At 61.0% G+C, this 11,589-nt stretch carries 9 protein-coding genes, 1 tRNA gene and 2 rRNA genes; 7 read left to right on the top strand and 5 right to left on the bottom strand.

The genetic code is table 11. The features are described 5' to 3' along the window. Positions 1–294, top strand: a 23S ribosomal RNA gene (locus tag ACU0DV_RS19840); the annotation flags it as partial. Positions 295–484: 190 nt separating this feature from the next. Then, positions 485–599: ribosomal RNA gene (rrf, locus tag ACU0DV_RS19835) — 5S ribosomal RNA — on the top strand. A 123-nt stretch (positions 600–722) separates the two neighbouring features. Here rrf and ACU0DV_RS19830 read toward each other — a convergent pair. From ACU0DV_RS19830 to ACU0DV_RS19820, 3 genes are all read right to left on the bottom strand, one after another. Next, positions 723–1,463, bottom strand: coding sequence for a hypothetical protein (locus tag ACU0DV_RS19830; protein WP_446273569.1), 741 nt, complete (start codon positions 1,461–1,463; stop codon positions 723–725). Positions 1,464–1,593: 130 nt separating this feature from the next. Beyond that, entirely contained in the window at positions 1,594–2,238 is a 645-nt protein-coding gene (locus tag ACU0DV_RS19825; protein WP_446273568.1) for a DUF2589 domain-containing protein, read from the bottom strand. Between the two features lie 11 nt (positions 2,239–2,249). Beyond that, on the bottom strand, positions 2,250–2,858 hold the full coding sequence (locus ACU0DV_RS19820; RefSeq protein WP_446273567.1) for a DUF2589 domain-containing protein: 609 nt from the start codon (positions 2,856–2,858) through the stop codon (positions 2,250–2,252). 341 nt (positions 2,859–3,199) lie between these two features. Between ACU0DV_RS19820 and ACU0DV_RS19815 the strand changes: the two genes are divergently transcribed. Further along, a tRNA-Met gene (locus ACU0DV_RS19815) sits at positions 3,200–3,276 on the top strand. A 211-nt stretch (positions 3,277–3,487) separates the two neighbouring features. Here the strand turns inward: ACU0DV_RS19815 and ACU0DV_RS19810 are convergent. Together ACU0DV_RS19810 and gabT are read right to left on the bottom strand one after the other, a co-directional pair. After that, a complete protein-coding gene (locus ACU0DV_RS19810) occupies positions 3,488–4,807 on the bottom strand; it encodes an aspartate aminotransferase family protein (RefSeq protein ID WP_446241791.1) in 1,320 nt (439 codons plus the stop codon). Positions 4,808–4,919: 112 nt separating this feature from the next. Beyond that, entirely contained in the window at positions 4,920–6,365 is a 1,446-nt protein-coding gene (gabT, locus tag ACU0DV_RS19805) for a 4-aminobutyrate--2-oxoglutarate transaminase (RefSeq protein WP_446241790.1), read from the bottom strand. 200 nt (positions 6,366–6,565) lie between these two features. Between gabT and ACU0DV_RS19800 the strand changes: the two genes are divergently transcribed. From ACU0DV_RS19800 to ACU0DV_RS19785, 4 genes are all read left to right on the top strand, one after another. Then, positions 6,566–7,135, top strand: coding sequence for a cupin domain-containing protein (locus ACU0DV_RS19800; RefSeq protein WP_100928367.1), 570 nt, complete (start codon positions 6,566–6,568; stop codon positions 7,133–7,135). 150 nt (positions 7,136–7,285) lie between these two features. After that, positions 7,286–8,248, top strand: coding sequence for a TAXI family TRAP transporter solute-binding subunit (locus ACU0DV_RS19795; protein WP_100930885.1), 963 nt, complete (start codon positions 7,286–7,288; stop codon positions 8,246–8,248). Between the two features lie 109 nt (positions 8,249–8,357). Further along, positions 8,358–11,123 carry a TRAP transporter permease gene (locus ACU0DV_RS19790; RefSeq protein ID WP_446241789.1) on the top strand — a complete coding sequence of 922 codons (2,766 nt, stop codon included), beginning with the start codon at positions 8,358–8,360 and terminating at the stop codon, positions 11,121–11,123. A 12-nt stretch (positions 11,124–11,135) separates the two neighbouring features. Then, the gene (locus tag ACU0DV_RS19785) at positions 11,136–11,561 is read left to right on the top strand and encodes a universal stress protein (RefSeq protein ID WP_100928365.1); all 426 of its coding nucleotides are present in this window, start codon (positions 11,136–11,138) and stop codon (positions 11,559–11,561) included. The last annotated feature ends 28 nt before the right edge of the window (positions 11,562–11,589 follow it).

Raw genomic sequence — 11,589 nt, 5'->3', positions numbered from 1 at the left:
TCGTGAGACAGTTCGGTCCCTATCTGCCGTGGGTGTAGGATACTTGAGAGGAGTTGCCCCTAGTACGAGAGGACCGGGGTGAACGATCCACTGGTGGACCAGTTGTCGTGCCAACGGCAGTGCTGGGTAGCTATGATCGGACAGGATAACCGCTGAAGGCATCTAAGCGGGAAGCCCCCCTCAAAACAAGGTATCCCTGAGGGCCGTGGTAGACCACCACGTCGATAGGCCGGAGATGTAAGCATGGTAACATGTTCAGTTGACCGGTACTAATGGCCCGATAGGCTTGATTTGATCCAGTAACAGACAGGCTCACGCCTCTCTGAAAACTGGTCAGAAGCATACACACCAATAAAGTGTGACCTGGACAACGTGATTTGATCGCTGCGCCTGGAATGGATAGGTGCGGGAACGCGTTATCGTCTGCGACGAAACGCTGCCTCCCGCAAATACCAAATCGCGTAGCGATTTGGTATTTCCTCGGTTTGGTGGTCATAGCGCGAGCAAAACACCCGGTCCCATTCCGAACCCGGCCGTTAAGTGCCGTTGCGCCAATGGTACTGCGACTCAAGTCGTGGGAGAGTAGGTCACCGCCAAACCTAGTAAATACCAAACTATCTCTCTTACGATGAAAACCAGAACCCAACAAAAGCGCCCATAGGGCGCTTTTTGCGTTCAAAAAGCAGACCAAGCTTCCGAATAGGGGGAGACGGCTTCCAAACTCAGCGGATCTGCTTATAGGTGTTGCTCTTGTTTCCGTTGCAGTTGGGACATTTCGGTACAATGTTCATAAAGGAATTTGAGCAATAGTCTGGGAAGTTCTCTGATTTGCGCCCAGGGTCGGCCTTGTCCATGTATTCCAGTATCAGGGTCAGCAAGAGCTTGCCTTTCAACTCCAGTTCGAACTTCCCATAGTCGCGTGTGACGGATCTGCCACGATGATTGTGGGGTGCGACAGTCGGAGGAATCCCCGGCGGTTGGTCACGGGCGAACTGCCCTTTTTGTCCCGTCGGCGATCCTTTGCAAATTCCATTCCCCAAAGCGCGCAACACCTTGGTCATCGCCCGCGATTTTCCACCGGATTTCGGATGGTGGTGATCCGATTGAATCATGGTGATCGGCAAAATTAGACCGCAATCATGGCACGGCATCGTATCAGAGACCAACTTACTCTGGGTGCCTTTCCCGCCCGACTTGTAAAAGTTCAACTTCCGGTCTTTTAGAAGATAGATTTCTTTCCAGCTATCTGAAGTGTCTTTCCAGACAGTATGGGCTCCATCCGCCTTCTTCCCGAGAAATTTGGTGCATTTTTTGTAAAGGCTGACAAATTCTGCATGAGTAATCTCTGCGCTTTCCCCGCTTATGCTTACACGCACCTTTTTTGTCGAAACTTGAAAGGCCATGTTGTCGACGCGGGTGACGATTGTCCTGACGTCAGTTTGATTGTGCGCGATGTCTTTCAATCGCGCGCTGCCGCGACCTTCGACAAACTCGCTACAGGCGCCAGAGTCGGGAAAAAAGGTAGCGAGCTGTGTAGGTGAGAACCTGGGGCGATCATCAGCCTTTCGCTTGGGAGGCATAGCGCACCGGAGGTCAGGTTCTGGTCGTGCTGATCGGTTCGACCGCACTCGCCAGCAGATCCATCAACCGTGCCATGCCTTCCGTCGGCGGCTGCTGACTGGCATGAACTGTGATGTCGTATTTCGCCGACTTGTCCGTCGAGCGCGTATTCTCGCGCTGGGTCGCCACCTTGCCGCTGACCTCGAGGCTGCCGCTGTAGAACAGCCCGTTTGCCTCGGCTTTCGCATTCACATTGGTTTCCGTGTCCAGGTTTTCCTTAGACCCGGTCACCGAATTGATTTCCATGGTGAAATTAATATCCACCGACTCGATCAGCAGGGACGGGATCGGCACCAGCCCCAGCACCGGCGGCGCCACGGTGACCTTGTGGGTCGAAATCGACCCGTCCGCTTCGGTCACCGGGCGCTCCAGCTCCAGCGGCAGGGTCATCACCGTCTTGTTGCCGGCATTGCCTGTGGCGCCTTCCTTGCCATAGGCCAGCATATTGATGAAATTGATCATCTCGTGGCCCAGCTGCTTCTGCGCCTTGATCGCGGCGGCCAGCGGCGCACCGATGAGATATTCCAAGGGAACCCCGCTCAGCTCGTTGCCGATTTCGGTGCCGCCGCCTCCGCCCGAGCCATTGCCGTCGCCATTGGTTGCAGGTGCCTTCGCCATGGGTGTCCCCCTTATGATGATGATCTTAAATAATCGAGCAGTTGTTCCTGAATGAGTTCGACGCCTTCCGGCGGGTTGGTCATCTTGAAGGTGACCTTCACCTTGGCGGGCGATGCGCTGGATTCAAAGCTGTCGCCCTTGGTCATCACGGTGATTTCGCTGGCAGTATCGAAGAGATCGTCGATCGTGCGGCGGATGACCGTGAAGGTGTCCTCCTCCTCCGCTTCGGCCTGTTCAGGCTCTTCCGGCTTGTCCTCTATGTTCTCTTCCGGCGCCTCTTTTTCGGTGTCGTCCTCGCGCGGCTTGATTTCGAAACTGGCAAGCTTCGCTTCGAACTCGATCTCCAGCGTGTCGATATTCAGCGTCGACATGGGCACAAGCGTGATCGCCGGGGCCTCGATGATGTCGTAGCGTTCGTCTGCCCCGACACCCCGGCTGGTCGCCATTGCCAGCAACCGGGGCACATAGACTTCGACCTCCTCTCCCGTGGCGGGATCCTTGACGATCTTTGTCTCGAAATAGGACTGGAAGAGCTGGAGATGCTGGAGGTTCACGAAGCGCCGTGCTTCGAGCACAGAGGCGTAAATCCCTTCCAGCAAGGTCTGAAGCGAATGGCTCAACGCAATCTCCGTAAAAATTTCAAGAAGTTTAAGCACGCAAAACGTGCATCTCCAAGCCATGATTGCGTCGCGCAGAAGAAATGCCGTTGAGCAGGCGTCAGCGAAGAGGGCGGGCCGATCTGATCACGCTGCGTGCCATGTGGCCGACGGCGCTGTGATGCAGGCGACGGAGGGGGCGTAAGCCTCCGGTAATAAAAGATTAATCTGCTCTTCCTCAGGGCAGGAAAATTTGGCGTTATCGCTTTTTGACGCTAATTTTCTGTCGATTTTAAATAACGGTTACAAAGGTCGCTTCACCCCCTTGCAACCCGCCGCAAAGCTGGATAGTTACCCCGCATTGGCGCGGGGTGGAGCAGCCCGGTAGCTCGTCAGGCTCATAACCTGAAGGTCGTAGGTTCAAATCCTACCCCCGCAACCAAATTCACAATGCCAGAACATCTATGAAAGCCTCCTTCGGGAGGCTTTTGTTCTTTGTGCTGCCCCGTATACCGAAACCAGTGGCTATCCGCGCAAGATTATCTCGCGACGCGGTTACTGCAACGGCACACACGATCTGTACAACTGGTGCTCTAGGTCAATTCGGTGGCCGCAGGCCGCAATGAAAGCCAGCGCCCTACCGTCCCACGCGTTCAGATCACCGCATCCATTGCAACGGCCAGCTTGTCGGCCAGTTCCTGCAACTGATCGTCTTCGATGATGAAGGGGGGGGCCAAGAGAATGTGATCGCCGTTCCGCCCGTCAATCGTACCCGACATCGGGTAGCAAATAAGTCCGGCCTCGAATGCGGCTTTCTTGATCTTGCCTGCGACGCCTTTTGCGGGCTCGAACGGGGCCTTGGTGGGCCGGTCCGCGACCAGCTCAATGCCCCGGAACAGACCGCGCCCGCGTAGGTCGCCGACGTGCGGATGCTGGCCGAAGCGATCGACAAGGGAGGCTTCCAGTTTGCGGCCTTGCTCCTGCACGCGCGGGATCAGATCACGCTCCAACAACGCCGTAAGTACCGCATGGCCGGCGGCGGCGGCGGTCGGATGGCCGATGTAAGTGTGACCATGCTGAAAGAAGCCGCAGCCTGCCTCGATGGCGCCATAGATCTCGGCAGAGCACAGCATCGCGCCGATAGGTTGGTAACCCGCTCCAAGCCCCTTCGCGATACAGAGGATGTCCGGGGCGATCCCGTCCTGTTCGCAGGCGAACAACGACCCGGTGCGACCCATTCCGCACATCACTTCATCAAGGATCAGGAGAACCCCGTAGCGGTCGCAGATTTCGCGTATTTTCCTGAAATAGCCGGGCGCGGGTGCCAGGGCACCGGCGGTTGCGCCAACCACCGGTTCAGCCATGAAAGCCATGACGGTCTCCGGTCCCAACCTCAGGATCTCGTCTTCCAATGCCTGGGCCGCGCGCAGGCCGTAGTCCTCGAGGCTCTCCCCATCGTGCCGGTAGCGATATTCGTAGCATGGGTCTATGTGGCTCACGTCCAGCAGGAGCGGCCCGAACTGAGCACGACGCCATTCGTTGCCACCCGCGCTGAGAGCCCCGATGGTGTTGCCGTGATAGCTTTGCTTGCGTGCGATTAGCTTGCTGCGTTGAGGCTCACCCTTTTCGACCCAATACTGGCGGGCCAGTTTGATCGCGGCCTCGGTGGCCTCGGAGCCACCCGACACGAGGTAGACCCGGTCAATGCCCTCTGGTGCATGGGCGATCAGCAGATCAGCCAGAGCTTCGGCGGGGGCAGAGGTGAAGAACCCGGTGTGGGCAAAGGCAAGTTCGTCGACCTGAGCCTTGATCGCGTCGATCACCGTCCGGTCGCTGTGACCCAGACAGGACACTGCTGCGCCGCCAGAGCCGTCGAGATACCGCTTCCCGCTTGCGTCGATCAGGTAGCAGCCTTCGCCCTTTACGGCGACGGGCGGGCTTTGCCGGGTGTGGCGCGGAAAGATGTGTGACATTGCGGGCTCCCAGGTGGCTGGACGGCGATTGTGGCCTGACCCAGCGTGACCTGTGATGGCCCGAAGAATCAAGCCGGGGCTATAACGCCCCGGCTTTTGTGTTTCAGCAGGTTCAGGCTGAATGTGCGGCGGCTTGATCGGCCATCGCCGCGGCAAGCGCCGCTTCGAAGATCGCCATGCCTTCGTCGATGATCGCGTCGGACGCGGTCAGCGGCACCATGATGCGGACTGCGTTGCCGTGCATGCCGCAGGCCAGAAGGATCAGGCCCCGCTTCAGGGCGTGGGCCACGACCGCCTTTGTCAGAGCCGCATCCGGGGTGGCGGTTTCGAAATCGGTCACGAATTCGACCGCCAGCATGGCGCCGATGCCGCGGATGTCCCACATCCGGTAGGGCGCAACACGTGCACCCATGTCGGCAAAGCGCGCGCGCATGGCCTCTCCCATGGCGGTCGACCGGGCCAGAAGCCCCTCGGACTCGATGGCCTCGATGGCGGCAAGTGCCGCGGCACATGCCACCGGGTTGCCACCATAGGTGCCGCCGAGACCGCCGGGGGCCATGGCATCCATGACATCGGCGCGGCCAATGACACCGGCGATCGGGTAGCCGCCTGCCATGCTCTTCGCGACAGTGATAAGGTCAGGCGCCACGCCGGAATGCTCCACCGCGAACCAAGTGCCGGTCCGGCCGAAGCCTGCCTGGATCTCATCCGAAATCAGCAGGATGCCTTCGCGGTCACAAATAGCGCGCAGGGCCTGGAACAGTTCGGCCGGGACGGGGTGATAGCCGCCTTCGCCCAGCACCGGCTCGAGGATGATCGCGGCGACGCGATCCGGCTGAGCGTCGGTGAGGAAGAGCGTTTCCAGCGCGCGGATCGAATCGGCGACGGTTATGTTGTCACGCTGGCTCGGGAACGGAACGCGGTAGAGGTCGGTCGGGAAGGGGCCGACGTCACGCTTGTAAGGCGAAACCTTGCCGGTCAGGCCAAGCGTCAGCAGGGTGCGTCCATGGTAGCCCGCGGTGAAGGCGATGACGCCCGGGCGGCCGGTGGCGGCACGGGCGATCTTGACCGCGTTCTCGACCGCCTCGGCACCGGTGGTGACCAGCAGCGACTTCTTCGGGAAATCGCCCGGCGCCAGCGCGTTCAGCTTTTCGGCCAGCGCCACGTAGGGCTCATAGGGCACGACCTGGAACGAGGTGTGGGTGAAGCGGTCTTCCTGTGCCTTCGCCGCGGCGATCACGTCGGGGTGACGGTGGCCGGTGTTCAGGACGGCGATGCCACCCGCGAAGTCGATGAACCGGTTGCCTTCTACGTCCCAGAGCTCCGCGTTCTCGGCACGGTCGGCAAAGACCGGAGCGGCGGATGCCACGCCGCGCGCGACGGCTGCCTCGCGACGCGCGAGCAAGGCCGCGTTCGAGGCGGAGGATGTCTGGGCGGTGACGGAAGGCGCGGATTTGGCCTTCTCAGTTGCGGTTCGGGTGCGTGTCTTTGCCGTGCTACCGGACGATTTGGCCGCGCTGCGGGAGCGGCCCTTGCGCGGTTCAGTTGCAGTGGTCATGGCGGGTCTCCCTGCGCTCGATGCAATCAGTATACTTGATGCTTGGCCACTTTATTTGTCAACAGAATTAGAAGTTGCATTCGCCGTTCAGTTTATAGTGGCTGCAACCGATTGAATTCGTTTGCTTCAAAAATTCGGTTGACCGTTTGGCAATCCCATCGCTTAATAAAATTGACACAGTGGCAAAGGAGATTCATCGCTTGGACATCGGCGGAAGACTTCGGGAGGTGCGCGAATCGCGCGGGATGTCCCAGCGTGATCTGGCTGGGCGCGCCGGTCTGACCAGCAGCGCGATCTCCCTGATCGAGCAGAACAAGTCCAGCCCCTCCGTCGCTTCGCTCAAGCGGCTGCTCGATGCCATACCGATGAACCTGTCCGAGTTCTTCTCGGTCGTCGAACAGCGCAAGACGCCGAAGTACTTCTACGCCCCGGACGAATACATTGAACTGTCCCCTCAGGACGTCGGGCTGGGTATCGGCGCTGCCCGGGTTTCGCTGCGGCAACTCGGCGATGCCTCGCGCCACTCGCTCCAGGTTCTGCATGAAACCTACCCCGCCGGATCGGACACCGGCCCGGAACTGCTGCGCCACGAAGGAGAAGAGGCCGGGATCGTCGTGTCCGGCCTGATCGAGGTCACGGTCGCCGACCAGGTCCGGGTGCTCAACCCGGGTGACGGCTATCTTTTCAGCAGCCAGCTCCCGCATCGGTTCCGCAATATCAGCGATGCGCCCTGCGTGGTGATCAGCGCTTGCACTCCGCCGACTTTCTGATCCGATCAGCGACACGCGATGTCGTTTTCGGGATATCGAATGTCGGTTTCGACTTTGGGTTGTCATGCGGCGAAAGGCTGCTAGCCTTTTCCGTATCAACAGGGTCGCACGCACCAACTCGGGTGCGACCCATAAAACAGGGAGAAAATGATGAAATCATTTAAATTCGCCACTTTGGGTGCCGCGATTGCGATGATGGGCACCGTCGCGACGGCGGAGGAACGCTTCATCACCATCGGCACCGGCGGTCAGACCGGCGTGTACTATGTCGTGGGTCAGTCGATCTGTCGTCTGGTCAACCGTAATACGGCCGAAACCGGCATCAAGTGCACAGCGCCGTCCACCGGCGGCTCCATCGCGAACATCAACGCGATTGCTGCGGGCGACATGGACATGGGCGTGGCCCAGTCCGACTGGCAGTACCACGCGTACAACGGCACGTCGGAATTCGAGGGCAAGCAGTTCGACAAGGAACGCGCCGTGTTCTCCGTTCACAGCGAACCCTTCACCGTCGTGGCACGTGCCGACAGCGGTGTGTCGTCCTTCGACGAACTGTTCGGCAAGCGCGTGAACGTCGGCAACCCCGGTTCCGGCCAGCGCGCCACCATGGATGTCGTGCTGAACGCGATGGGCAAGTCCGATGCAGACTTCGCGCTCGCATCCGAGCTGAAGCCGGCCGAGCAGTCGGCGGCTCTGGGTGACAACAAGGTGGATGCCATCATCTACACCGTCGGCCACCCGAACGGTTCGATCCAGGAAGCGACCTCCACCGTCGATGCGAAGCTCGTGCCGGTGACCGGCGAAGCCATCGACAAGCTGGTGTCCGAAAACCCGTATTACGCCAAGGCGGTGATCCCGGGCGGCATGTACGCGGGCAACCCCGATGACGTGGAAACCTTCGGCGTGAAGGCGACCTTCGTGACCTCCTCGGACGTTCCGGACGATGTGGTCTACGAAGTCGTGAAGGCGGTGTTCGACAACTTCGACCGCTTCAAGGGTCTTCACCCGGCATTCTCCACCCTTCAGGAAGAAGAGATGATCTCTGCCGGTCTCAGCGCACCGCTGCACCCGGGCGCAGAGAAGTACTACCGCGAACGCGGCTGGATCGAGTGATCCCAAGAACCTGAGTCAAAAGACCGGCACCTCCGCAAAACGCGGGGGTGCCCCGAGCCCACGAACGATGGGCCGGCGCTGAACAAACAGCGGCAACCGGGGGACGGACATGACTGACAGAGACAACCAATTCGAAGCGGCCGCCGTGGAAAACGCAGCCGCCGGAAAAAGCGGATTGACCCAGGCGGAAATCGACGAACTGGTCGCCTCCTCGGACACCGGCGGCAGGTCACCATCGCCCGCGATCAGCAAGCTGATCACCTGGACCGCGATCGTCTGGTCTCTGTTCCAGCTCTGGATCGCCAGCCCGCTGCCCTTCATGCTGCGGTTCGGCGTGTTCAACGACACCGAAGCCCGGTCGTTCCACCTTGCCTTCGCACTGTTCCTTGCCTTCCTCGCCTACCCGGCGGCGCGGTCAACGGTTCAGCTTATCCTCGGCGTTGGTGTTCCGGCGCTGCTGACGTTCCTTTTCATGTACGGTGCAAAGGACGACACGGCGATCTGGTGGATCCCGCTGGTCGGCATCGGCATGATCGCCGCCGTTCTCCTGGGATCGCCCAAGAACCGCGTGCCGCCATGGGAATGGGTGCTGGCCGTGCTTGGCGCCGTCACGTCCCTGTATCTTTACTTCGCCTATGATGCCATCGCCCAGCGGGTAGGCGCGCCGATCACGCCGGATTTCGTCATGGCGGTCATCGGCATCATCATTCTGCTCGAAGCGACGCGCCGCGCGCTTGGCCCAGCCCTGATGATCGTGGCGACGGTCTTCCTCGCCTACACGTTCCTCGGACCGATCATGCCGAGCATCATCGCGCACAAGGGCAACAACCTTTCGGAAGTCGTGAACCACCAGTGGATCACCACCGAGGGCGTTTTCGGCATCGCGCTGGGGGTCTCGACCTCCTTCGTCTTCCTCTTCGTGCTGTTCGGCTCGCTGCTGGATAAGGCGGGCGCCGGCAATTACTTCATCCAGGTGGCGTTCTCGCTGATGGGTCACATGCGCGGCGGACCGGCCAAAGCGGCCGTGGTCTCCTCTGCCATGACAGGCCTGATCTCGGGTTCCTCCATCGCCAACGTGGTCACCACCGGCACCTTCACCATCCCGCTGATGAAGCGTGTGGGCTTCTCCTCCGAAAAGGCAGGCGCGGTCGAGGTGGCGTCCTCCGTCAACGGTCAGATCATGCCGCCCGTCATGGGCGCCGCGGCCTTCCTGATGGTCGAATACGTGGGCATTCCCTACTTCGACGTGGTCAAGCACGCCTTCGTGCCGGCGGTCATCTCCTACATCGCACTGGTCTACATCGTGCACCTCGAGGCGATGAAGGCGAACATGCAGGGCCTGCCCCGCGCGGTGGAACCGAAGCCGCTTGTCGCCTGGCTGATGAGCCTCGCCTTTACCATCGCCGTCATCTGCGCGCTCAGCTTCGCGGTCTACTACGGCATGGGCTGGATCCGTCCGGCATTTGGTGCCTCCGCCGGGTACATCGTCTTTGCCCTGCTGGTTGCGGTCTACATCGGCCTGCTGAAAGTGGCCTGCCGCGAGAACCGGCTGAAGATGGAAGACCCCAACGCGCCCGTCACGAAACTGCCGGTGCCGGGGCCGACCATCCGCGCAGGTCTGCACTTCCTCCTGCCAGTCGTGGTCCTTGTCTGGGCGCTTATGGTGGATCGCCTGTCGCCCGGCCTCTCGGCCTTCTGGGCGGCGGCCTTCATGGTATTCATCCTCATCACCCAGCGTCCGCTCGAAGCGATCTTCCGCGGCGAAGGTAATCTGGGCGGCGCGATGCGCAACGGGTTCCGTGAACTGATCGAAGGTCTCGAGGCCGGCGCGCGCAACATGATCGGCATCGGCATCGCCACGGCGACCGCCGGTATCATCGTGGGCGCCGTCAGCCAGACCGGCGTTGGGTCCGCGCTGGCCGATGTGGTCGAGGTGCTGTCGGGCGGCAATATCCTGGCCATCCTGTTCCTGACCGCGATCCTGTCGCTGATCCTCGGGATGGGCCTGCCGACCACGGCGAACTACATCGTCGTGTCGGCACTGCTGGCCCCGGTCATCGTCACGCTAGGCCAGCAGAACGGCCTGATCGTGCCGCTGATCGCCGTGCACCTCTTCGTATTCTACTTCGGCATCATGGCCGACGTGACGCCGCCGGTGGGGCTTGCCTCCTTCGCGGCGGCGGCGGTGTCGGGCGGCGACCCGATCCGGACCGGCGTTGTGGCGTTCTTCTACTCGCTCAGGACCGCGGCCTTGCCGTTCCTGTTCATCTTTAACACCGACCTGTTGCTGATCGACGTGGACTGGATACACGGGATATTCGTGTTCATCACGGCGACCGTAGCCATGCTGCTGTTCGCGGCGGCCACGCAGGGCTGGTTCCTGGCGCGGAACAAGATCTGGGAGTCGGTGCTGCTTCTGCTCATCGCCTTCACGTTCTTCCGGCCCGGGTTCTGGATGGACATGGTGGCACCGCCATTCGCCCAGGTCGAACCCGCAAGGTTCGAGCAGGCACTCGGCGACGCGCAGCCGGGAACAGAGATGCGGCTGACCGTGAACGGCCTGAATGCCGTGGGCGATCCGGTGACTTTCACCGCGCCGCTGACGGTGCCCGAAGGCGAAACCGGAGCCGACAGGCTGATGGCCACGGGGATCGAGACCATCGACCGAGACGGCAGCGTCATCATCGACAACGTCGCCTTCGACAGCCCCGCGCAGCAGGTCGGTCTCGACTGGGATCAGGAAATCGTCGAGGTGCTCGCGCCGCAGTCGCAGCCGTCGAAGTACCTGATTTACCTGCCTGCGCTGCTTGTCCTGGCGCTGGTGGTCTGGTTGCAGCGCCGTCGCCGCGCCGAACCGCAAATGGCGCACGCCTGAAGGAGACTGGCCATGTTCGACAACATCCTCCTGCCGATCGACCTGAACCACCCGTCTTCATGGGAAAAGGCGCTGCCGATGGCGCAGAAGCTGGCCGGCGGGACCGGGACGATCCACATTCTCGGCATTGTCCACGATCTCGGCGCGGCCTCGGTCGCGGCCTTCCTGCCCGAGGACTTCGAAACCAAGGCCTTGCAGAAGATGAAGTCGGATCTCGACGCCTTCATCGCCAGCAAAATGCCTGCCGGGAGCAACGCCGTGGCCCACGTGGGCCACGGGCATGTGCCCGAACACATCCTGTCCGCCGCCAGGGAAGTGGGCGCGGACCTGATCGTCATGGCGTCCCATCCGCCGGACGAGCTGATGACCTTCCTTGTGGGGTCCAACGCCGACAAGGTGGTGCGTCACGCGAAGCAGCCGGTGCTGGTGGTGCGCTGAACCCAAGGGCGCACCTCTGCGCCATACA

It is taken from the genome of Sagittula sp., assembly GCF_052825245.1.
This window is presented reverse-complemented; position numbering and strand designations above follow the sequence as displayed.